This is a genomic window from Roseovarius sp. CAU 1744, from assembly GCF_039839345.1.
Classification (GTDB): domain Bacteria; phylum Pseudomonadota; class Alphaproteobacteria; order Rhodobacterales; family Rhodobacteraceae; genus Roseovarius.
The window spans coordinates 182644-205168 of record NZ_JBDOQV010000005.1 but is presented as its reverse complement, the minus strand read 5'-3'; the positions used below and the strand labels follow the sequence as shown (position 1 = coordinate 205168).

The 22525-nt window shown below is 63.1% G+C and carries 23 protein-coding genes; 13 read left to right on the top strand and 10 right to left on the bottom strand.

All coding sequences use genetic code 11. The features are described 5' to 3' along the window. Positions 1-143: 143 nt before the first annotated feature. A complete protein-coding gene (gene groES / locus AAFO92_RS11885) occupies positions 144-431 on the top strand; it encodes a co-chaperone GroES (protein ID WP_347535324.1) in 288 nt (95 codons plus the stop codon). A gap of 39 nt (positions 432-470) precedes the next feature. Continuing rightward, positions 471-2111, top strand: coding sequence for a chaperonin GroEL (gene groL / locus AAFO92_RS11880; protein ID WP_347535322.1), 1641 nt, complete (start codon positions 471-473; stop codon positions 2109-2111). 222 nt (positions 2112-2333) lie between these two features. Here the strand turns inward: groL and tyrS are convergent, their stop codons facing one another. Beyond that, the gene (gene tyrS / locus AAFO92_RS11875; RefSeq protein WP_347535320.1) at positions 2334-3587 is read right to left on the bottom strand and encodes a tyrosine--tRNA ligase; all 1254 of its coding nucleotides are present in this window, start codon (positions 3585-3587) and stop codon (positions 2334-2336) included. Between the two features lie 63 nt (positions 3588-3650). On the opposite strand from tyrS, the gene AAFO92_RS11870 reads away from it, so the two are divergent. The 3 genes from AAFO92_RS11870 to AAFO92_RS11860 are packed head-to-tail and all read left to right on the top strand — an operon-like array spanning position 3651 to position 6648. Then, positions 3651-4763 (top strand): anhydro-N-acetylmuramic acid kinase, encoded by a 1113-nt coding sequence (locus AAFO92_RS11870; RefSeq protein WP_347535318.1) that lies wholly within the window; start codon positions 3651-3653, stop codon positions 4761-4763. Then, complete coding sequence (locus AAFO92_RS11865; RefSeq protein WP_347535316.1) at positions 4763-5497, top strand: aspartate/glutamate racemase family protein; 735 nt, start codon at positions 4763-4765, stop codon at positions 5495-5497. Before AAFO92_RS11870 ends, AAFO92_RS11865 begins: the two co-directional genes overlap by 1 nt. Positions 5498-5505: 8 nt before the next feature. Then, the gene (locus AAFO92_RS11860) at positions 5506-6648 is read left to right on the top strand and encodes an aminotransferase class I/II-fold pyridoxal phosphate-dependent enzyme (protein WP_347535314.1); all 1143 of its coding nucleotides are present in this window, start codon (positions 5506-5508) and stop codon (positions 6646-6648) included. A 291-nt stretch (positions 6649-6939) separates the two neighbouring features. Here AAFO92_RS11860 and mnmA read toward each other — a convergent pair whose 3' ends face one another. After that, the gene (mnmA, locus tag AAFO92_RS11855; protein ID WP_347535312.1) at positions 6940-8085 is read right to left on the bottom strand and encodes a tRNA 2-thiouridine(34) synthase MnmA; all 1146 of its coding nucleotides are present in this window, start codon (positions 8083-8085) and stop codon (positions 6940-6942) included. Between the two features lie 123 nt (positions 8086-8208). Between mnmA and AAFO92_RS11850 the strand changes: the two genes are divergently transcribed. From AAFO92_RS11850 to AAFO92_RS11825, 6 genes are all read left to right on the top strand, one after another. Continuing rightward, a complete protein-coding gene (locus AAFO92_RS11850; protein ID WP_347535310.1) occupies positions 8209-8487 on the top strand; it encodes a DUF1153 domain-containing protein in 279 nt (92 codons plus the stop codon). Positions 8488-8581: 94 nt separating this feature from the next. Then, entirely contained in the window at positions 8582-9298 is a 717-nt protein-coding gene (locus AAFO92_RS11845) for a response regulator transcription factor (RefSeq protein WP_347535308.1), read from the top strand. Positions 9299-9553: 255 nt separating this feature from the next. After that, positions 9554-10192 carry a glutathione S-transferase family protein gene (locus tag AAFO92_RS11840; protein WP_347535306.1) on the top strand — a complete coding sequence of 213 codons (639 nt, stop codon included), beginning with the start codon at positions 9554-9556 and terminating at the stop codon, positions 10190-10192. A 277-nt stretch (positions 10193-10469) separates the two neighbouring features. Beyond that, entirely contained in the window at positions 10470-12578 is a 2109-nt protein-coding gene (ligA, locus tag AAFO92_RS11835) for an NAD-dependent DNA ligase LigA (RefSeq protein WP_347535673.1), read from the top strand. After that, entirely contained in the window at positions 12575-14665 is a 2091-nt protein-coding gene (gene recG / locus AAFO92_RS11830) for an ATP-dependent DNA helicase RecG (RefSeq protein ID WP_347535304.1), read from the top strand. The genes ligA and recG overlap by 4 nt, the downstream gene beginning before the upstream one ends. Positions 14666-14845: 180 nt before the next feature. Further along, positions 14846-14968, top strand: a complete 123-nt coding sequence (locus AAFO92_RS11825) for a hypothetical protein (protein WP_347535302.1) — start codon at positions 14846-14848, stop codon at positions 14966-14968. 883 nt (positions 14969-15851) lie between these two features. Here AAFO92_RS11825 and AAFO92_RS11820 read toward each other — a convergent pair. After that, positions 15852-16043, bottom strand: coding sequence for a hypothetical protein (locus AAFO92_RS11820; RefSeq protein WP_347535300.1), 192 nt, complete (start codon positions 16041-16043; stop codon positions 15852-15854). Positions 16044-16051: 8 nt separating this feature from the next. Then, positions 16052-16507 (bottom strand): iron-sulfur cluster assembly scaffold protein, encoded by a 456-nt coding sequence (locus AAFO92_RS11815; RefSeq protein ID WP_347535298.1) that lies wholly within the window; start codon positions 16505-16507, stop codon positions 16052-16054. Positions 16508-16574: 67 nt separating this feature from the next. On the opposite strand from AAFO92_RS11815, the gene hisI reads away from it, so the two are divergent. After that, positions 16575-16937 carry a phosphoribosyl-AMP cyclohydrolase gene (gene hisI, locus AAFO92_RS11810; protein ID WP_347535296.1) on the top strand — a complete coding sequence of 121 codons (363 nt, stop codon included), beginning with the start codon at positions 16575-16577 and terminating at the stop codon, positions 16935-16937. Positions 16938-16970: 33 nt separating this feature from the next. On the opposite strand, the gene gluQRS is transcribed toward hisI, so the two are convergent. From gluQRS to AAFO92_RS11790, 4 genes are all read right to left on the bottom strand, one after another. Next, a complete protein-coding gene (gluQRS, locus tag AAFO92_RS11805; RefSeq protein WP_347535294.1) occupies positions 16971-17873 on the bottom strand; it encodes a tRNA glutamyl-Q(34) synthetase GluQRS in 903 nt (300 codons plus the stop codon). After that, positions 17870-18484, bottom strand: a complete 615-nt coding sequence (locus AAFO92_RS11800) for a class I SAM-dependent methyltransferase (protein ID WP_347535292.1) — start codon at positions 18482-18484, stop codon at positions 17870-17872. The genes gluQRS and AAFO92_RS11800 overlap by 4 nt, the downstream gene beginning before the upstream one ends. Before the next feature lie 13 nt (positions 18485-18497). Then, positions 18498-19862: a methylenetetrahydrofolate--tRNA-(uracil(54)-C(5))-methyltransferase (FADH(2)-oxidizing) TrmFO gene (gene trmFO, locus AAFO92_RS11795; protein ID WP_347535290.1), complete on the bottom strand. Its 1365-nt coding sequence runs from the start codon at positions 19860-19862 to the stop codon at positions 18498-18500. Between the two features lie 474 nt (positions 19863-20336). After that, a complete protein-coding gene (locus tag AAFO92_RS11790) occupies positions 20337-21125 on the bottom strand; it encodes an enoyl-CoA hydratase (RefSeq protein ID WP_347535288.1) in 789 nt (262 codons plus the stop codon). Positions 21126-21183: 58 nt separating this feature from the next. On the opposite strand from AAFO92_RS11790, the gene AAFO92_RS11785 reads away from it, so the two are divergent. Continuing rightward, positions 21184-21606 carry a PaaI family thioesterase gene (locus tag AAFO92_RS11785; protein ID WP_347535287.1) on the top strand — a complete coding sequence of 141 codons (423 nt, stop codon included), beginning with the start codon at positions 21184-21186 and terminating at the stop codon, positions 21604-21606. Here AAFO92_RS11785 and AAFO92_RS11780 read toward each other — a convergent pair. Beyond that, positions 21582-22145 carry a GNAT family N-acetyltransferase gene (locus AAFO92_RS11780; protein WP_347535285.1) on the bottom strand — a complete coding sequence of 188 codons (564 nt, stop codon included), beginning with the start codon at positions 22143-22145 and terminating at the stop codon, positions 21582-21584. The two genes, AAFO92_RS11785 and AAFO92_RS11780, sit on opposite strands and share 25 nt — an antisense overlap. Before the next feature lie 93 nt (positions 22146-22238). Then, positions 22239-22469 (bottom strand): DUF1127 domain-containing protein, encoded by a 231-nt coding sequence (locus AAFO92_RS11775; RefSeq protein WP_347535283.1) that lies wholly within the window; start codon positions 22467-22469, stop codon positions 22239-22241. Positions 22470-22525 lie beyond the last annotated feature (56 nt).

The window sequence follows — 22525 nt, the reverse complement described above, 5'->3', positions numbered from 1 at the left end:
TTTCGAAACCTTGTTGACACCGTTTTGCCGCGTCCTTAGCTATGCGCCGTTAGCACTCGATATGGGTGAGTGCTAACGGCCCCACCATGGAATTCTTGGGGAGGGGCCAAGAGGGAGTAACTTTGAGCTAAGGAGCCTCAGAGATGGCATTTAAACCGCTACATGATCGCGTCGTCGTGCGCCGCGTTGAAAGCGAAGAGAAAACAGCCGGCGGGCTGATCATTCCCGACAGCGCGAAAGAAAAGCCGAGCGAAGGCGAAGTCGTCGCCTGCGGTGAAGGCGCGCGCAAGGACAGCGGCGAGCTGATCGAGATGGCCGTTGCGGCCGGTGACCGGGTTCTGTTCGGCAAATGGTCGGGCACCGAGATCACGCTGGACGGTGAAGAGCTGCTGATCATGAAGGAAAGCGACATTCTGGGCGTGATCGCCTGAAGCCGCTGAGTGAAACACTAATTCAAAGGAAATCGAGAAATGGCTGCTAAAGACGTCAAATTCGATACCGATGCCCGTAACAAGATGATGCGCGGCGTCAACGTGCTGGCCGATGCGGTCCGCGTGACCCTGGGCCCGAAAGGCCGCAATGTTGTTCTGGACAAATCCTTCGGCGCCCCCCGCATCACCAAGGACGGTGTGTCGGTCGCCAAGGAAATCGAACTGGAAGACAAGTTCGAGAACATGGGCGCGCAGATGGTGAAGGAAGTCGCCCAGCGTACCAATGACGAAGCCGGTGACGGCACCACCACGGCGACCGTACTGGCCCAGGCCATCGTCAAGGAAGGCATGAAAGCCGTCGCCGCCGGCATGAACCCGATGGACCTGAAGCGCGGCATCGACCTGGCGACATCGAAAGTGGTTGCCGCGATCCGCGACGCCGCGCGCGAAGTCAAGGACAGCGCCGAGGTTGCACAGGTCGGCACCATCTCCGCGAACGGCGAGGCCGAAATCGGCCAGCAGATCGCCGACGCGATGCAGAAGGTCGGCAACGAGGGTGTAATCACCGTCGAGGAAAACAAGGGTCTTGAGACCGAAACCGACGTGGTTGAAGGCATGCAGTTCGACCGCGGCTACCTGAGCCCCTATTTCGTTACCAACAGCGACAAGATGATTGCAGAGCTCGAAGACTGCATGATCCTGCTGCACGAAAAGAAACTGTCGAGCCTTCAGCCGATGGTGCCGCTGCTCGAGCAGGTGATCCAGTCGCAGAAACCGCTGCTGATCATTGCCGAGGACGTCGAGGGCGAAGCGCTGGCGACCCTGGTGGTCAACAAGCTGCGTGGCGGCCTGAAAATCGCGGCCGTCAAGGCGCCGGGCTTCGGCGATCGCCGCAAGGCCATGCTGCAGGACATCGCGATCCTGACCGGCGGTCAGGTCATCAGCGAAGACCTGGGCATGAAGCTGGAATCGGTCACCATGGACATGCTGGGTTCGGCCAAGAAGGTGGATATTACCAAGGACGAAACCACTGTCATCGATGGTGCCGGCGAAAAAGCCGAGATCGAGGCGCGCGTCAGCCAGATTCGCACCCAGATCGAAGAAACCACCAGCGATTACGACCGTGAGAAGCTGCAGGAGCGCGTTGCCAAACTGGCCGGCGGTGTTGCAGTGATCCGCGTCGGTGGCATGACCGAAGTCGAAGTGAAAGAGCGTAAGGACCGTGTCGATGACGCGCTGAACGCCACCCGTGCCGCCGTTCAGGAAGGCATCGTTGTCGGTGGTGGTGTGTCGCTGGTGCAGGCCGCGAATGCGCTGGAAGGCCTGGAAGGCGCCAACAGCGACCAGAACAATGGTATCTCCATCGTTCGCCGCGCGCTGGAAGCACCGCTGCGTCAGATCGCGGAAAACGCCGGCGTGGACGGATCGGTTGTTGCCGGCAAGGTTCGCGAATCGAAAGACCTGAAGTTCGGCTTCAACGCGCAGACCGAAGAATATGGCGATATGTTCAAGTTCGGCGTCATCGACCCGGCCAAGGTTGTGCGTACCGCGCTGGAAGATGCGGCCTCGATCGCGGGCCTGCTGATCACCACCGAGGCGATGGTTGCCGACAAGCCGCAAAAAGATGCCCCCGCCGCAGGCGGCATGCCCGACATGGGCGGCATGGGCGGCATGATGTAATCATCCGCACTTTGCTGGATGCAAACACATTGAGGCCGCCTTCGGGCGGCCTCTCTGGTTTCTGACCAAGGGCCTGGCTGGCGCTGTAGACGTCGCCCGCAAGGGCAAAAAAGCCAACGAATGTGCCCCCGGCGCGGCTTATGCCTGCAGGGGGCGTTGCTGGTCTTGTCTCGCCGCGCGTTCCTTGGGCACCTGCATGTTCCAGGCCCGCGCGGCGCCGCGCTATTCTGTCAGACGAACAAGCGCATGGCGTTTCTTGCCGGCGCTCAGCTTGATCGGCGAGGCGAGCGCCGCCGCGTCGATCATCAGGCCGGCATCGGTCAGGGGCGCGTCGTCCAGCCGGGCGCCGTTTTCGGCGATCAGGCGTTTCGCCTCCTTGCCGGATTTTGCCAGCCCGGATTTGACGATCAACTGCACGACCGAGACGCCATCGCCCAGATCGGCGGGGCTGAGCTCGACAGTTGGCAGATCATCGCCCACACCGCCTTTTTCAAACACCTCCCGCGCGGTCGCCTCGGCGGCCTGCGCGGCCTCGGCCCCGTGCAGCAGCGTTGTGACCTCGTTGGCAAGAATGACCTTGGCCTCGTTGATCTCGGATCCTGCCAGCGCGCCGAGCCGGTCACATTCGTCGACCGGCAGCTCGGTATAGAGCTTGAGGAACCGGCCGGTATCGGCATCGGTGGTATTGCGCCAGAACTGCCAGAACTCGTAGGGGCTGAGCATCTCGGCATTGAGCCACATGGCGCCGCCCTGGCTCTTGCCCATCTTCTTGCCGTCCGAGGTGGTCAGAAGCGGTGAGGTGAGGCCAAAGACCTCCTGGTCGATCACCCGCCGCGTCAGGTCGATACCGTTGACGATATTGCCCCACTGATCGCTGCCGCCCATCTGCAGCCGGCAGCCATAGCGGCGGTTCAGTTCCATGAAGTCATAGGCCTGCAGGATCATGTAGTTGAACTCGAGGAATGACAGGGATTGCTCCCGGTCCAGCCGCGATTTCACCGATTCAAAGCTGAGCATCCGGTTGACCGAGAAATGCCGCCCGATATCGCGCAGGAAATCGAGGTAATTCAGGTCATCCAGCCATTCGGCATTGTTGAGCATGATCGCGTCGGTGGGCCCGTCGCCATAGGCGAGGTACTTGTCGAAGACCTGCTGCATCCCCGCGATGTTGCTGTCGATCTGGTCAGGGCCCAGCAGCGGGCGTTCGTCCGACCGGAACGAGGGGTCGCCCACCTTGGTCGTGCCACCGCCCATCAGGGTGATCGGCTTGTGCCCGGTCTTCTGCAGCCAGCGCAGCATCATGATATTGAGGAGATGCCCCACATGCAGCGACTGCGCGGTCGCGTCATAGCCGATATAGGTGGGTACGATGCCGGCGCTCAGCGCCTCGTCCAGCCCCTGATAGTCGGTGCAGTCGGCAAGATAGCCGCGGCTGATCATGGTGTTCATGAAATCCGATTTGGGGTGGTAGGTCATAGCGCTTGTCCGATGCTGATTTGCCGGGCATGTATAGGGAGGGATTTCAGGAAGGAAAAGGCCATGTTGAAGGCGGGGCGCATCTGGGCATTGGGGGCGATGTCGGGTACGTCGCTGGACGGGGTCGATGCGGCGATGATCGAGACCGATGGCGAAGAGATCTTCGGCTTTGGCGAGAGCCGCTACCGCCCCTACACACCCGACGAGCAGGCAGTGCTGAAGGCCGCCCTGGGCCGCTGGCATGGTGACGATGTTGCCGCGGCGCGCCAGGTGGTGCAGGCCGCGCATGAAGAGGTCTTTCAGGGGCTCGAGGGCGCCGCACTGGTCGGTTTTCACGGCCAGACCCTGGTGCATGAGCCGGGCGGGCGCGGCACGCATCAGGTGGGTGACGGTGCGGCGCTGGCGGCGGCGCTCAACCTGCCGGTGGTCTGGGATTTCCGCTCAGCCGATATGGACCTGGGCGGGCAGGGCGCACCGCTGGCGCCGTTCTATCATTTCGCCTGCGCGCGCCGGATCGGGGCCGATGCGCCGCTGGCGTTTCTGAACCTTGGCGGCGTCGGCAACCTGACCTGGGTGGACCCGCGCAAGTCACGGCCCGACGAGGAGGGGGCGCTGCTGGCGTTCGACACCGGGCCGGCAAATGCGCCGATCAACGACCTGATGATGGCCCGCCGTAAAGAGCCCTTTGACCGCGATGGCGCGCTGGCGCGGCAGGGCACGGTCGCGCAGGGCGCGCTCGAGTTGTTCCTGGAGGAGGGATACTTTGCGCGGATGCCGCCCAAATCGCTGGACCGTGACGCCTTTGACGACATGTTCGGGCTGGTGCACGAACTGCCGGATGCCGACGCGGTGGCGACACTGACGGGCATGAGCGCGGCGGCGGTGCTGAAGGGCATGGAGCATTGCCCGGCCCCCCCCGCCCGGCTGCTTGTCACCGGTGGCGGGCGGCACAACCCGGTGCTGATGGAGATGCTGCGCGTGGCGCTGGAATGCCCGGTCGACCCGGTCGAGGCCGCGGGTCTCGATGGCGATATGCTCGAAGCGCAGGCCTTTGCCCATCTGGCGGTGCGGGTGATGCGCGGCCTGCCCACTTCCTGCCCGGGCACGACCGGGGTGCGCGCCGCGGTTTCCGGCGGTATAGTCAGCAAACCGGGGACAATGGAAAGGATCGCGTGATGGGGAACGTGATGTTTGACAAGGGCGCGGGCGGGGGCCGGCGACTGGGTGTGATCGTGCTGAGCACGGATGAGACGCTGGAATACGAGGCACGCCAGATGCTGGAGGGGCGCGGGGTCAACCTGATGCACAACCGCATCGAATCGGATCCGAAGGTGACACCGGACAGCCTCAAGGCGATGGCGGCGCGGATACCAGAGGTGGCGCGATTGTTGCCCTCTCAACTGGGGGCGATCGCCTATGGCTGCACCTCGGCCTCGGTGTTCATCGGGCCGGAAGGGGTCGAAGGCCAGGTGCAGAGCGCGCAGCCGGAAGTGCCGGTGACCAATCCGATCAGCGCCGTGATTGCCGCGCTGGCCGCGCTCAGGGCGCGGCGCATCGGGCTGGTGACCCCCTATACCGCCGATGTCGCGGCGCCGATGCGCGGGTTCCTGGCCGATCACGGGATTGAAACCGTCGCCGAAGTCAGCTTTGGCGAAGGCGACGACCGGAAGGTGGCGCGGATTGCGCAGCGCTCGACCCTGAAGGCGATGCTGGAGGTTGGCCACGCGGACGGGGTCGAGGCTGTATTTGCCAGCTGTACCAATCTGGGCAGTTTCGAGGTGATCGACCAGGCCGAGGATGAATTGTCGATGCCGGTCATCAGCTCGAACCTGGCGCTGATCTGGCATCTGTTGAAAAAGGCAGGGATACCGGCCACGGGGTGGGGCCCGGGCCGGCTGTTTCAGATATAGGAGCGGGAATGAGTGACAGGACGCTGAAACCGGCCACGATTGCGGCGCGCGCCGCCGGCGCCACGGACACAGAGAGCGCCGGTGTTGTGCCGGGCATTCACCTGGCGACCACCTACATGCGCGGCAGCGATAATGCTCTGGCCCGCGAGGACAACCAGTATGGCCGCGATCAGAATGATACGGTGCGCGAGGCCGAAGAGGTGTTGCGGCAGCTCGAGGGTGCTGCCGCCACGCGGCTGTTTCCAAGCGGCATGGCGGCCATCACGGCCCTCTTTCGTACCGTGCCCAATGGCGGGCGCGTGGTGGTGCAATCGGGCATCTACTGGGGGGCCACCGCCTGGATCCGCGATTTCTGTGCGCGCCGTGCCGTCGAATTGACCGAGGTAGACGCCTCAGACATCGAGGCGCTGACAGCGGCCTGTGCGACGCCGGCGGATCTTGTCTGGATCGAGGTGCCGTCGAACCCCTGGCTGAAGGTGGCCGATATCGCTGTTGCGGCCCGGCTGGCCCATGATGCGGGGGCGCTTCTGGCGGTCGATGCCACGGCGGCCACGCCGGTTCTGATGCACCCGCTCGAGATGGGCGCGGATCTGGTGATGCACTCGGCCACCAAGGCGATCAATGGCCATACGGATGTGCTGGCGGGGGTACTCTCCTGTGCCGATCCGGACGGGGCAACGTGGCAACGGATCATCACTGACCGTCACGACGCCGGGGCGATCCTCGGCCCTTTCGAGGCCTGGCTCTTGACCCGCGGGATGCGGACCTTGCCGCTCAGGATGGAGCGGATGTGCGGCAATGCCCAGGCGGTGGCCGAATTTCTGGATGGCCACGCAGGCGTCGAGGCGGTGCTTTATCCCGGGCTCCCCGGCCATCCCGGTAATGCTCTGGCCGCGCGGCAGATGCAGGGCGGCTATGGCTATCTTATGTCGGTGCTGATCCGGGGCGGCCGCGCGGCGGCTCTGGCGGTGGCGGGACGCTTGCAGCTTTTCCACCGGGCAACATCGCTGGGCGGGGTCGAAAGCCTGGTCGAGCATCGCCACAGTGTCGAGCCGGATACCGGTATCCCCGAAAACCTGTTGCGCCTGTCCGTGGGAATCGAGGATGCAGAGGATCTGATCGCGGATCTTGAACAGGCACTGACCGGCTGAGGGCAACCGGATTGAGCGCGCTTTCGCGCACGCAGTATCTCTCGTTGTCGGCCTCCGGCCTCCTCCTCGGGGTGCTCGCCGCCGCGGTGACGCGTCTTTCCTGCCTGGCGCCTTGGACAGAAACGGTACTGCCTCCGGCAGGAGTATTTGCAGCAAGCTGAAGCAGGGCGTCCTTTTTCATCTTGCCCGAAATACTCCGGGGTTTGGGGCAGGGCCCCAAGGCCTGCGCGGCCCGAGCGCAGAACGCATCCGGGTGAGCGGCGCGAACGCCCTTTTTTCGGGGGGGTGCAGTTATTCGTCGCGGCCTTTCCAGATCCAGCCGCCGCCCAGGATGCGACTGCTGCCGCTTTCGTAGAAAACGCAGGCCTGGCCGGGGCTGACGCCTTCTTCGGGCGTCAGCAGTTCGACGTTGGCATGGGTATTGTCGATCGGGCGGATGATCGCTTCGCGCGGGGGGCGGGTCGAGCGGACCTTGACCGAAACGCGCCATTCCTCGCGGCTGGCAAGGGGCGCATCGCCCAGCCAGTTGATTTCGCGCACCGGTACCGTGCGCGTGGCCAGCAGGTCCTTGGGGCCGACGATCACCCGCTTGGCGTCGACATCGAGCTTGACCACGTAGAGCGGGTCGGCAAGCCCGCCGATCCCCAGCCCGCGGCGCTGGCCGATCGTGTAGTGGATGACTCCGGTATGGGTGCCCAGCACGCGCCCCTCGGTATCCACGATCTCTCCTGGTTCCGCGGCGCCGGGGCGAAGCTTTTCGATCACGCTGGCATAGTTGCCGTTGGGGACGAAGCAGATGTCCTGGCTGTCGGGCTTGTCGGCGACCGATAGCCCGTATCTTGCCGCCAATTCGCGTGTGGCGGCTTTCGACGGCAGGTGGCCAAGCGGGAAACGCAGATAATCAAGCTGCTCGGGCGTGGTCGAGAACAGGAAATAGCTCTGATCCCGCGCGGCATCGGCGGCGCAGTGCAGTTCGGGGCCATGGGCGCCGGACTTGCGTTGGATATAATGGCCGGTGGCCATGCAGTCGGCATCAAGGTCGCGGGCGGTTTCCAGCAGGTCCTTGAACTTCACCCGCTCGTTGCAGCGGATGCAGGGCACGGGGGTCGCGCCCGCAAGGTAACTGTCGGCAAACTCGTCGATCACGGCGTCCTTGAAGATATTCTCGTAATCCAGAACGTAATGGGGAAAGCCCATTTCCTCGGCCACGCGGCGGGCATCGTGGATGTCGACGCCGGCACAGCAGGCGCCTTTCTTGGCGAGCGCCGCGCCGTGATCGTAAAGCTGCAGCGTCACGCCCACCACGTCATAGCCTTCTTCGGCCAGAAGTGCCGCCACGACCGAGCTGTCGACGCCGCCGGACATTGCGACGACGACGCGGGTTTCCGCGGGCGGCTTTGCGAACCCGAGCGAGTTCAGGGGGTGGTCGAGGGGCATGAATGGGCTCCGGTTGAATTCCTGCGGAATATAGGAAAATCCTAACTACTCTCAAGGCCCAGTTTCACCGCGTGTTAAGCCGCAACCGCGACATTTGGTTTTCTTCAACATGAGGTGAGAGTGATGTTCTTGAAGAAAGTCGAAGGGCCGAGGGCAGTGACGTTGCCGGATGGCCAGATCATGACCCAGGCGGATCTGCCGCCTGCGGATACGAGGCGTTGGGTGGCCTCGCGGAAACTGGCGGTCGTGCGGGGCGTGGCCTATGGGTTGATTTCGCAATCGGATGCGCTGGTACGGTACGGTCTGAGCCGTGAGGAATTTCACGAGTGGATATCTGCCGTGGAAGCGCATGGAGAGGCGGGTCTGAAGGTCACACTTCTGAAAAGTTATAGACAACCATAAGTAGAATTCGCATTATGTTCTACATCAGTAACCTGTGGTTAACCAATTTTCGCCAGTGTCTGGTCAGGCAACAAAGATTTAACGGAGAATACCCATGCGCGTGCTTTTGGTCGAAGATGATCCCACAACGTCAAAAAGCATCGAGCTGATGCTGACCCATGCAAACCTGAATGTCTACACCACCGATTTGGGCGAGGAAGGGATCGACCTGGCGAAGCTCTATGACTATGACCTGATCCTCCTGGACCTGGGCCTGCCGGACATGAACGGCCATGACGTGCTGCGGCAGCTGCGCCTGGCACGGATCGAAACGCCGATCCTGATCCTCAGCGGTGCGGATGACACCGAAAGCAAGATCAAGGGTTTCGGTTTTGGCGCTGATGATTATCTGACCAAACCATTCCACCGCGAGGAACTGGTGGCGCGGATCCACGCGATCATCCGCCGGTCCAAGGGGCATTCGCAATCGGTCATCAAGACCGGAAAGATCAACGTCAACCTCGACGCCAAGACCGTGGATGTTGACAACAAGACCGTGCATCTGACCGGCAAGGAATACCAGATGCTGGAGCTGCTGAGCCTGCGCAAGGGGACGACACTGACCAAGGAGATGTTCCTGAACCATCTCTATGGCGGGATGGATGAGCCGGAATTGAAGATCATCGACGTGTTCATCTGCAAGCTGCGCAAGAAGCTGAGCGAGGCGACGGATGGCGATAATTACATCGAAACGGTCTGGGGGCGCGGTTATGTCCTGCGCGATCCCGAGCCCGGTGAGATGGACGACCAACGGGTAGCGGTAGGAGCCTGAGCAGAGCGCGCGGCCCGGGCGGGATGGCCCGGACCGCAGCGCCAAACAGAATGACCGAGAGAGCCGGGTGCCGAAGCGTGATCGCGCGGCGCCCGGTTTTTTGCAGGATAGGCAGTGATGAAGGCGCTTTTGGTCCCGGGCTCAGGTTGCGGCTGGTTTGAAGCCGGAGGCACATATGTGAGGTATTCGGCGAATGTTGGCCTTTCGACCACCTGGGTAATCGACGGGAGGGCAATGGTTCGCTAGTGATGCCACATGAATGAAATAGTCGTTACGACCTTCGACTGGGTTCCCGATCTTCCCCGTGGTTATGTCCGGGACATTCGCCTCCGTTGGGCGCTGGAGGAGGCAGGTTTGCCTTACCGGGTCGAAAGTGTCTCATTTGAAAATCGCAGCTCTGAACATTTCAGGCACCAGCCCTTTGGGCAGGTTCCCTGGATGACCGATGGCGAAATTTCGATCTTCGAAAGCGGTGCCGATCTGCTTTACATAGCCGAGAAGAGCGGACAGCTGATGCCCGCCGAGCCGATGAAGCGAAGCGACGTCATCAAATGGCTGTTCGCCGCGTTGAATTCGGTCGAGATGGCTGTTCTACCCTTCTCGATTTTCAAGTTCACCGGCGATGGCGCAGAGACCGCCGGGCGGCGGGCCCTCGACGGTTTCCTGAGCGCACGTCTTGGTCATATGGAGCAGTATCTGACGGATCGCCGCTGGCTGACCGAAGGTTTCTCGGTGGCCGATATTGCCATGTCCGACGTGCTGCGCCTCGCAGATCGCTTTGATGCGCTGGACCGGTACCCGATGTGCCGTGCTTATGTCGCGCGTGCAACCGAACGTCCGGCATTCAAGAAAGCGATGGCCGACCAGATCGCCCATTTTGCACGTTCGGATTGATGTGGGTTCGCAACGGGCAGCCGCGCCGCCCTGGCTGCGCTCGAATCGTCGGGAAGCTCGGAAACTGGTGCAGGCGATAAATGGCCGCTCTTGGCACCAATTTCCCCGAGCTGGTCTTTTGTACACCTGCCTGTTCGCGGGCGGTTGATCTCAGCGGTCATGCACCGTCTTCCAAGACTCTCGACTGGACCACGGTGTTCGTCGGGCCTATCACTTCGGTCAGGGCACCGGCCCACCAGATCCGGAACAGAAACGGGGGGATGCCGTGAACGATCAGATGGCCGTGGAGGCGTTGAGCGAAGAACAGGCGCAGGCGGAACTGGCGCGGCTGGCGGATATTCTGAGCCGGGCCAATACGGCCTATCACGCCGAGGACGCGCCCGAGATTTCCGACGCGGACTATGATGCGCTCAAGGCGCGCAACGCGGCGATCGAGGCCCGGTTTCCAGCATTGAAACGCGCCGACAGCCCCAGCGAACAGGTCGGCGCCGCGCCTGCCGAAAGCTTCGCCAAGGTCGCCCATGCGGTGCGGATGCTGAGCCTGGGAAATGCCTTTGACGATGACGACATCACCGAGTTTGACGCCCGTGTCCGCAAGTACCTGGGGCTGGGGGCCGAGGCCGCGCTGGCCTATACCGCCGAGCCCAAGATCGACGGGCTCAGCCTGAGCCTGCGCTACGAAGACGGCAAGCTGATCCAGGCCGCGACGCGCGGCGATGGCAGCGTCGGCGAAAACGTCACCGCCAATGCGCGCACCATCGACGACATTCCCGAAGAGATCACCGGTGCGCCCAAGGTGCTGGAAGTGCGCGGCGAGGTCTATATGAGCCATGCGGATTTCGAGGCGCTGAACAGCCGGCAGTCGGAAACGGGCGGCAAGACCTTCGCCAACCCGCGCAATGCCGCCGCCGGCTCGCTCCGGCAGCTTGCCGCGTCGATCACCCGCGCGCGGCCACTGCGATTCTTTGCCTATGCCTGGGGCGCGCTGTCCGAGCCGCTTGCAGACACGCAGAAAGGCGCGATTGACCGTCTGGGCGCGCTGGGGTTCTCGACCAACCGGCTGACCGCGCTCTGTGACGGGCCGGACGAAATGCTGGCGCATTACCGCAAGATAGAACAGCAGCGCGCAACGCTGGGCTATGACATTGACGGGGTGGTCTACAAGGTCAATGACCTGGGCCTGCAGGGGCGGCTTGGCTTTCGCTCGACCACGCCGCGCTGGGCGATCGCCCATAAATTCCCGGCGGAACTGGCCTGGACCAGGTTGGAGGCGATTGACATCCAGGTGGGCCGCACCGGCGCGCTGAGCCCTGTGGCACGGCTGACGCCGGTGACCGTGGGTGGTGTCGTGGTCAGCAATGCGACGCTGCATAACGAGGATTACATCCGGGGTCTCGACAGCAAGGGCAACACGATCCGCGAGGGCAAGGACATCCGCGTGGGCGATTGGGTACAGGTCTATCGCGCAGGTGACGTGATCCCGAAAGTGGCGGATGTTGACCTGTCGAAACGGCCCGCCGGGGCGGAGCCCTTTGAGTTTCCGGCGCGCTGCCCGGAATGCGACAGCGAGGCGATTCGCGAAGAGGGCGACGCGGTACGGCGCTGTACCGGCGGGCTTATCTGCCCGGCGCAGGCGGTGGAGAAGCTCAAGCATTTCGTCAGCCGGGCGGCCTTCGATATCGAGGGGCTGGGCGCCAAGCAGGTCGAACAGTTCTACCGCGACGAATGGATCGCCGAGCCCGCGGATATCTTCACCCTGAAGGACCGTTTCGGCAGCGGGATGCAGCAGCTGAAAAACCGCGAGGGCTGGGGCGAAAAGAGTGCCACCAACCTGTTCGAGGCGATCGACGAAAAGCGCCGCATAGCTTTCGGCCGGCTTCTGTTCGCCCTGGGAATACGCCATGTGGGCGAGGCTGCCAGCAACATGATCGCGCGGGTCTATGGTGAGTGGGAGGGTTTCACCGCGGCGATGGATGCGGCGGCGGATCAGGTCGGCCCCGAATGGGAGCGGCTTCTGAGTGTCGACGGGGTGGGCGAGGTCATGGCGCGGTCGCTGGTCACCGCCTTTGCCCAGGACCAGGAACGCGCCAGCATAGACCGGCTGACATCGCATCTGGACGTGCAGGCCGCCGAGCAGCCCGATACCGAGGGCAGCCCGGTGGCGGGCAAGACCGTGGTCTTTACCGGCACGCTGGAAAAGATGACCCGCGCCGAAGCCAAGGCGCGCGCCGAGGCACTGGGCGCCAAGGTTTCGGGATCGGTCAGCGCGCGAACGGACCTTCTGGTGGCGGGGCCGGGGGCCGGGTCCAAGGCGAAAAAGGCGGCGGAACTGGGCATCGAGACGATTGACGAAGATGGCTGGCTGGCCCTTATAGGCGACGCATGAGCGGCCGGCCCGAAATCCTGTTTCCGCTCTTTGCCGGGCTGGACACGCTGACAGGTGTCGGCCCGAAAACGGTACAGAACCTGTCGGCGATAGACGTTTCGCGCCCGCGCGACCTGATCTTTACCCTGCCGCAATCTGGCGTCGACCGGCGCAGGCGCGCGACGGTGCAGGGCGCTGACCTGCCCGGCGTTGTCACGGTCGAGGTGACCGTGGGCAATCACCGCGCGCCGTCGCGACGCGGCGGCGCCTACCGGGTCGAGGCCACCGATGCCGCGACAACATTCCAGATCGTGTTTTTCCATGCGCGCGACGATTACCTGCGGAAAATCCTGCCCACCGGCGCGCGGCGCGTGGTTTCGGGCAAGGTCGAGCTGTTCGACGGGGTGGCGCAGATGGTGCACCCGGATCATGTGCTGGAACCGGACGAGGCCGGCGACATCCCGGAGTATGAGCCTGTCTATCCGCTGACCGCAGGCGTCACGCAAAAGATGATGGGCAAGGCCGTGGCCTCGGCCCTGACGCGGGTGCCGGAACTGGCTGAATGGATCGACCCGGCGCAAAAGGCACAGGCCGGATGGCCGGACTGGCACAAGGCACTGGCGACCGCGCACAGCCCCGCGGATACCGGCGATCTGAGCGCGGCGCATCCGGCCCGCGAGAGGCTGGCCTATGACGAGTTCATGGCGCACCAGATGACGTTGGCACTGGCGCGAATGAAGCTGCGCCGCGCCAAGGGGCGCGAGACGGTGGGGACGGGGGAATTGCAGGCCCGCGTGCTTGACGCCTTGCCCTATGAACTGACCGGCGCGCAGACCCGCGCGATTGCCGAGATCGCCGCCGACATGGCCCGGCCCACGCGCATGAACCGCCTGCTGCAGGGTGATGTCGGCGCGGGCAAGACGCTGGTGGCGCTCAAGGCATTGCTGATCGCGGTCGAGGCAGGCGGGCAGGGGGTGATGATGGCTCCCACCGGCATCCTGGCGCAACAGCATCTTGAAGGGCTCAGGCCGCTGACGGATGCGGCGGGCGTGGCGATCGAGATCCTGACCGGGCGCGACAAGGGGGCCGAACGGCGGCGAAAGCTGGAGGCGCTGGCGCGCGGCGACATCCAGATCCTGGTCGGTACCCATGCCGTGTTTCAGGCGGATGTCGAATTTGCCGATCTGCGCCTGGCGATCGTCGATGAACAGCACCGGTTCGGCGTGCGCCAGCGGCTGGAACTGGGCAAGAAGGGCGCACGGACCGACGTGCTGGTGATGACGGCGACGCCGATCCCGCGCTCGCTGGAACTGGCGCAATATGGCGATATGGATGTCAGCGTGCTGGATGAAAAACCGCCGGGGCGCAAGCCGATCAAGACCGCGCTGGTGAACATGGGCCGGATGGACGAGGTGGTGGACCATCTGCGCAAGGCGGTTGCCGAGGGGCGGCAGGCCTATTGGGTCTGTCCGCTGGTCGAGGAAAGCGAGAGCATCGACCTGAGCAGCGCCGAGGAACGGTTCAAGAGGCTGCGCGCGGCGCTTGGCGAGGGCGTGGTGGGGCTGGTCCACGGCCAGATGCCGCCTGAACAGAAAGACGCGGCGATGGGCGCGTTTCAGCGCGGCGAGACCTCGGTGCTGGTTGCCACGACGGTGATCGAGGTGGGGGTGGATGTGCCCAATGCCTCGATCATGGTGATCGAACGCGCCGAAAGCTTCGGGCTGGCGCAGCTGCACCAGTTGCGGGGCCGGGTGGGGCGCGGAGAGGCGCAATCGACCTGCCTGATGATGTACCAGGCGCCGCTGAGCGAGGGCGGCGAGCGTCGCCTGACCACGATGCGCGATACCGAGGACGGGTTCAGGATTTCCGAGGTCGATCTGGAAATGCGCGGCGCCGGCGACCTGATCGGCACGGCGCAATCGGGCCTGCCGAAATTTCGCGTGGCGGATCTGGAGGCGCAGGCGGCGCTGATGGCGGTGGCACAAAGTGATGCGCGCAAACTGCTCAACGATGATCCCGACCTGACCGGCGAACGCGGCCAGGCGGCGCGGGTGCTGTTGTGGCTGATGGAACAGGATCAGGCGATCCGGCTGATCTCGGTCGGCTAGGCCCGGCGCCCGTTAACCAATGAGAACACGTGTCTAAGAAATTTTCCTATCCTATCAACGGGTTGGGATGATTGCCCCATGTTTGTTCACAAATGTTCTTAAAAAGTTCTTTACAAATCCTTTCCGGAATGAGAACAAAGAAGCAACAAGACCGACAGGACAGCCGCCGAGGAGATTGCCATGATGCACCAGATCAGAACCGCCGCCATCCGGTCCCGCCAGACATTGCTGGGCGATGCCATCGGGGCTGCCGCGTTGATGGTGATGCTGCTGGGCGCGCTGTATCTGCCCGGTCTGACCTGAGTTTCAAGTTTCTGCCTGCGACGTTCCGTCCCTGTTTGCGCCGCGCGCGTCCATCTGTCCCAACCCTGAGCGACGCGCCCGACAACTGCCTGTTCCACTGTCCCCGGGGCTTACCTCATCCCCCCGTCGGCGCCACAGGATTCCCCGGAACCCGCATTCCCTGACCGCCGCCGTTCTTGCCGGAACGTGCGGCGGTTTTTTTTACGTTGTGATGGTCCGATCTGCGGACTTTGCCGCCATTCGGTTGCGTTACCTCCGCGCGGAATCAAGGCCGCAGGCCGCCGCGCGATCGCCAGACCGCCCCCGGGCTGGCGATTGGCTGACACCGGCGCACCAGATTCAGGTTTTTCGAACTGGGCGGGCATAAACTGCGCAGAAAATGCCGATTGTCGCCACCCCGCGGTCTGGCGATCGCGCGGCTTACATCCGGGGTTTCGAATATCCGGTTCGGGCTCAGACCAGTCATATGAGGTAAACAGTCGGTGCATTAACGGCTCAACTGCAGTTGAGCAGAGAACGTATACATTTTTGCTACGCAGTCATTAGCTTGTTGATGGTTTGTAATTGCGAAACAGCGATGAAATCAAAGTTGGCGAAAAGGTACCTACTTCTTTGAGTTGCGAGTTCGGGCCCAAGAGCACTGGCAGGCCGGCCAAATGACTTTGGTTCGTACGAAGATGCAGAAGCGCGTCTCGAGGAAATTATGTCAAAGCACCTCAAGTCACATCACACCTATTTGGAGATTGTAGAATATTCCGGAGACAAAGTTTCGTTCATGCAATCCGAAGAAATTTTGTTCTGATGACCGGTGTAAGTCATCTTGGCAATACCGCGATGTACTCACACCGGTCGGATGAGTCGTGAACGCACCCGCTTGCAGCCATCAGTCCTTCCTGCCGGGGCGATGGATCCAGACCGGGACCAGGAAGATGATGCACGCGATCAGGAAGGCGAGGCTGGCGATGATGCCGATCACGTCGCCGGCCTTCCATGTTCCCCACAGGAAAAACACGGCCGAGACGGTGAACAGGATCCAGCCGGTAAAATTGAAGCTCCAGACCGTGCGTGGCGACATCGGCAGGCTCAGGCGCAGGAGGATCTGGCGCCGGCTTCCTCGAGCGCTTCGACGGTGGCTTCGAGCGTCAGCATGATCGAGGCATGGCGATTCTTGTAATCCTTGGCCGGTTGCAGCACCTCGAGCCCGTCAAACGGCGCGTCCGGCACCGGGCCATCATGTTTCAGCATCGCCTTGAGCTGATCGCGCGCCGCGGTAACCTCTGCCGCATTAAGCCCGACGATGCCCGCGCCCACGACGCTGGCCGCGGCCTGGCCCAGGGCACAGGCCTTGACTTCGGCGGCATAGTCGCTGATGCGGCCATCGTCGACGGCGATATCGACGGTGACGGTCGAGCCGCAGAGCGGCGCGCGGCGTTTCACCGTCGCGTCAGGGTTCGACAGCCGGCCATGGCGCGGAATATCAGCGGCCAGCGCGAGGATACGCGCCGAGTAGAGCTTGATGAGATCGTTTTCCGTACTCATGGCTTTTCCTTCACGGTCTGACCCCATAGATAGAGGCAGTGAAGAGAGTTGAAAAGGGTATCCGGCCATGAGCTTTGATCCGGCGACATTGACCTTTGACGCGGCCGGGCTGATCCCGGCGATTGCGCAGGACGCTGAGAACGGCGATGTGCTGATGATGGCGTGGATGAATGCCGAGGCCGTGGCAAGGACGCTGGAAACCGGGCGGGTGACCTATTGGAGCCGCTCGCGCCAGCAGTTCTGGATCAAGGGCGAGACATCGGGCCACGTGCAGGAACTGGTCGAGATGCGGGTGGATTGCGACCGCGATTGCCTGTTGCTGGCGATCCGCCAGACCGGGCCGGCCTGCCACACCAACCGGCGGAGTTGTTTCTACACGGCGATCCGGGACGGTGTGGAAGTGGTGACGATGGCGCCCGAGGCGGGCTGAGCGGCACCTGAGTATTTCTGGCAAGATGAAGGATCAGCCGAGCCCGACCATGTCGCGGATATCCTGCGGGCTTGCGCCGTCATCGCGGTAGCGGGCGATGGCGCGGGCATCGTCGCGTTTGGCCAGGCGCTTGCCGGCCTCGTCGCGGATCAGCCGGTGGTGATGGTAGACGGGTGTGGGCAGGCCGAGCAGGTGTTGCAGGACGACGTGGATCCTGGTCGCCTCGAACAGGTCCTGCCCGCGGATCACGTGGGTGATTTTCTGGGCGTCGTCGTCGATCACCACCGCCAGGTGATAGGCGGCGCCGACATCCTTGCGGGCGAGGACCACGTCGCCGACGCCGGCGCACATGTCCTCAGGAGTGAATTCGATCCGGCCGGTATCGCCCGCGGGGCCGGCGCCGGATTCGGTAAATCCGGCGACCCGGCGGCAGCCGCCCTCCGGAGTTTCGAGTTGGTGATCGAAAACCCCAGCCATGCGGCAGGCCTGGGCCATGTCGAGGCGCAGGGTGACATCGCGGGGCCGGTCGCCGGGCCGTGGGAAAGCGGCGCGTTTTTCGCGGCACGTACCGGGATAGATCAGACCGTCTGGGCCTTCCTGCGGGGCGGAGAGCGCCTCGCGAATGTCGCGGCGTGAGCAGGTGCAGGGGTAGAGCAGGCCCATGGACCACAGCCTGTCGAGCGCGGCGTCGTATTCGGCCATGGAGTCGGATTCGCGGCGGCAGGGGGTCGGCCACCTGAGCCCAAGCCAGGCGAGGTCGGATTTAAGCTGGTCTTCCCATTCGGGGCGCGATCGCGTGGCGTCAAGATCGTCGATCCGCAGCAGGAAGTCACCGCCTTCGGACATCGCCATGTCATGGGCCAGCAGCGCCGAATAGGCGTGGCCCAGATGCAGTGGGCCGGTTGGTGACGGGGCGAATCGGGTGGTGAAAGTCACGCTTTTTCAAGCACGTACACGGTGGCCTCAAGGTTCTGTTTCGGCAGATGGGCCCCGTGTCTCTGAAAGCGCAGCCGCGCCGCGCCACAATCCAGCCATTGGTTCAGGCGGCCGGTATATTGCCGGTCCGCAAGGGCGTGGTCGTTGAGGCTGAACGCCAGCAATCCGCCGGGATCGAGCGCGTTCATCAGCAGGTCCAGCGTGGTGGCGGGGGCCGCACCGGTGCCGATCACGCCGATCGCGGTGATGGCGCCATAGCTGCCCTTTCCGACAGGGGCTTCGTCGTCGATATCGATCAGCGTGAGATTGCGGTAGATGTTCTTTTTGCGCGCCAGGTCGAGCATTTCAGGGTTTGGGTCCATCCCGTCGATCACCTGGAAACCGCCCAGTTTCAGCGCCAGCCCCGACAGGCCCGTGCCGCAGCCGAAATCCAGAACCGGCATGTCCCTCTTCTTGAGTATTTCTGCAAGCGCCCTGGTCACGCGCTCGGGGGTTGCATAGCCGTTTTCGGCGATTTCAGCATCATAGCTGGCCGCCCAATCCCGATAGAGATTCTGGGTGTCCTCAGTTGTTTCGAGGCCATAGGCCTTGTCGAGAAACCTGTCCTGCATGGGGGTCAGAAGATCACACCGCTTGCGTTTCGTCCAGCGCGGTCTGCGCGAGCCATTCAGACCACGCGGCCTTGGCGCGGTCGGTATAGGCCTTGTAGCGGTCCTTGCGGCCGCGCCGCCCGCCCTTGAGGCCGTCGACCGGGCGGAAGAGGCCGAAATTCACGTTCATCGGCTGGAACGTCCTGGCATCCGCCCCGCCGGTGATGTGGTGGATCAACGCGCCCATGGCCGTGTCCTGCGGCGGGGCAGGCAGCGGGCGGTGCAGGATTTCCGCAGCGGCGAGCCGCCCGGCCAGCAGGCCCATCGCGGCGGATTCGACATAGCCCTCGACGCCGGTGATCTGGCCGGCAAAGCGGATGTTCGGACGCGAACGCAGGCGCATCCGGTCATCGAGCAGGGTGGGTGAATTCAGGAACGTGTTGCGGTGAATGCCCCCAAGGCGCGCGAATTGCGCATTTTCAAGGCCAGGAATCATTTTGAAAACAGCAGTTTGTGCGCCATATTTCATCTTGGTCTGAAAGCCCACGATATTGTAGAGCGTGCCAAGCGCGTTGTCGCGGCGCAGCTGCACCACCGCATAGGGTTTGTCATCCGGGCGGTGCGGGTTGGTCAGGCCGACGGGTTTCATCGGCCCGAAACGCAGGGTCTCGCGGCCGCGCTCGGCCATCACCTCGATCGGCAGGCAGCCGTCGAAATAGGTGGCGGTCTCGCCCTCGTGGAACTCGGTCTTGTCGGCGGCCAGCAGCGCGTCGATGAACGCCTCGTACTGATCGCGGTTCATCGGGCAATTGAGGTAGGCGGTGCGTTCCGCCTCGGTTTCGCCCTTGTCATAGCGCGACTGCATCCAGGCGCGGGTCATGTCGATGCTGTCATGATAGACGATGGGCGCGATCGCGTCGAAAAAGGCCAGGGCCTCGCTGCCGGTCTCGGCCGCGATGGCCTGTCCCAGCCCTTCGGATGTCAGCGGCCCGGTGGCGAAGATCCAGTGCCCCTGATCCGGCAGGGTGGTGATTTCGCCCTCTTCCACATTCACCAGCGGATGTGCTTTGAGCCGGGCGGTGACCGATGCCGCAAACGGGTCGCGGTCCACCGCCAGGGCGCCACCCGCGGGCAGGCGGTGTCGATCCGCGGTCTCGATGATCAGCCCGTTCGCCGCACGCATCTCCCAATGCAGGAGGCCCACGGCGTTCTGTTCATCGTCATCCGAGCGAAACGAGTTCGAGCAGACCATCTCGGCCAGGTCGCCGGTACGGTGGGCAAAGGTGCCGACAGCCGGGCGCATTTCGTGGATCACCACGCGCACGCCCATCTGCGCGGCCTGCCAGGCGGCCTCGGACCCGGCCATGCCGCCGCCAACGATATGCAATACCTCTGTCATGGCAGCGATGTAGGGTATCGGCGGGCGATTGAAAAGGTGCTTGCGCCGGTTCTGGCGCAAAGTCGAGCGGATCACCGGCCGAGGTAGTTGGCGGTCAGAGAGAGGCTGACCTGGAGGAACCAATTGGTGCCGGTGACCCATGCTCGTTGGGCAAAACGTGCCCCCATAACACCGTTCTAAACGTCGAATTGCGGCAGGAAAATGGCAAATGTGGAAAATATAAGGCGCGCAACCGGAAACAGTACGGTTGGGGCGTCAAGTGGTTGATTTCAAGGAGGTTCGTAGAGTTGGCACAATCGCGACGGGACTTTGACCGTTGAGAAAAGAGTTAATAATGAAAGGCAATCATGCCAACCCTGTCGGGATCATGGCAAAAAAGTGGCAGAGCTGAAAAGTAAAAGCTTGGAAACTTTCTGTAATCTCCGGGGAAACTATCCGCCAAGCGGTTGATTCCATTGCGTGATCAATGTGACCTCAGTCCTGTTGCCACTCGGGCGGGCGTTTTTCGATAAAGGCGCTGATACCCTCGGCGGTGTCCCGGTGCATCATGTTTTCAACCATGACTTGCCCGGTATAGTCATAGGCCCGTTCCAGCGGCATTTCGATCTGGTTGTAGAACGCTTCCTTGCCGATCTTGACCGCAACCCCCAGCTTCGCGGCAACGGTTTCGGCCAGTTCGTTGGCGGCGCCTTCAAGCTGCTCGGCCGGTACCGCCCGGTTGATAAGGCCCAGATCCCGCGCGCGGTCGGTGTCGATGAACGCGCCCGTCGTCAGCATCTCGAAGGCTTGTTTGCGGGGAATGTTACGGCTGAGCGCGACCATCGGGGTCGAGCAGAAAAGCCCGATGTTCACACCGTTGACGCCAAACCGCGTTCCCTCGGCGGCGACGGCCATGTCGCAGGTGGCCACCAGCTGGCAGCCGGCGGCGGTGGCGATGCCGTGCGGTTGGGCGATCACCGGCTGGGGCAGGGCGCGGATTGACAGCATGACTTGCGCACAGCGGGCGAAGAGATCGGCGAAATAGGCCTTGCCGCCATCCTCGGCCTGACGCCCCTGGGTCATTTCCTTGAGGTCATGGCCGGCACAGAAGGCCTTGCCGGCGCCTGCGATGATGACGGCGCGGATATGGGATTGCTCGCGCAGGCGGTCGAACTCCTCCTGCAGGGCGGCCAGCATCGCATCGCTGAGCGCGTTCAGCTTCTCGGGCGCGTTCAGTGTCAGCCGGGCGACAGCGCCGGTATCGTTACGTTCCAGAATTGCCATCTTGTGTCTCCGACTGTGTTGGGGTCATTGTTAGCGTCGAACGGGCACGGAGGGAAGCATGGCCTTGCAGATGGACACCGATGCGTTGATGGCGTTTCTGGACCGCGAGTTTCCACAGGTCAGCGGTGAATTTGCCATTGAGGATCTGGGCGAGATGCGCATTCGCACCCGCCTGAAGGTCGAAGAGCGCCATCTGCGTCCCGGCGGCACTGTGTCCGGCCCGTCGATCTTTGGCCTGGCGGATGTGTCCGTTTACCTGGCGGTGCTGGCGATGATTGGTCCGGTGGGTCTGGCGGTGACGACGAATTGTTCGATCGACTTCATGCGCAAGCCGGTGGCGGGGGTCGATCTGATCGCCGAATGCCGCCTGTTGAAGCTTGGCCGTGTTCTGGCGGTGGGCGAGGTGCTGATCTTTTCCGAGGGCATGGAAAAGCCGGTGGCCCGCGCCAGCCTGACCTATTCGATCCCGCCCGCCGCCTGACCGGGGTTGCCTGCCACCCAGGTCAGCCCGTGCCACATCCCGGCGACCGGATCGTCGATTGAAAAATCCCGCGCCGGGTCGCGCCGCAGCCCCAGCCGTCCGATCACGGCCTGCGAGGCCAGATTCTCGGCCTGGGTATAGGCCAGGATTTCGGCAAGGCCATAAGTTTCGAACGCATGGGCAAGCGTGGCGCGGGCGGCCTCGGTCGCATAGCCACTGCCCCAGGCGTCGGGGTGCAGGCGCCAGCCAATGTCGCTATGTGCGCCCAGCGGATGATCCGCACCATTCGGATATAGGCCGACATAGCCCAGAAAATCGCCATTCCTGTTGGAAACATGCCAACGAATGAATCCGTGGCGTTTGTACTGATCGCGGTAGTCGTTGAATTTCTTCTCGCTGACCTCGGCGCTGACCGGGCCGCGGTAGTCCCCCATTGCCTGCGGATCGGCGTGAAGGCGGGTGAAATCCTCCAGGTCATCACGACGCCACGAGCGCATCACCAGCCGTTCGGTCTCGAACCGGGTTTCACAGGGGGGCATGGGCGTACTCCAGTTCGGTTCCGGCAAAGGCCAAGGCAAAAAAGGGCCGGAGGCGCGCTCCGACCCTCAGGACATTCCGGCAATCAGGGATGGTCAATGCCAGAATGGGCGGCGGGCCTCCGTATCAGCCGCGCTGCGTTCGATGCCGATGTCGCGCAGCAGATGTGCGTCAAGCTTCAACAGCTGCTTTCGGGTGCGGTATTTCATGTCCCACGTGGTCACGATCACCGCGAACTGCATGGCAATGCGGGCCAGCAGGGGCAGGGGGTAGCCGCCCGAGGTCTTCAGGCTGTCGGCAAGGGTGATGACGTGAACGTGTGCCATGGTTCTCTCCTAAATTGTATTGACACAAAGCTAAGTTATCTTGTAACGAAGGGATA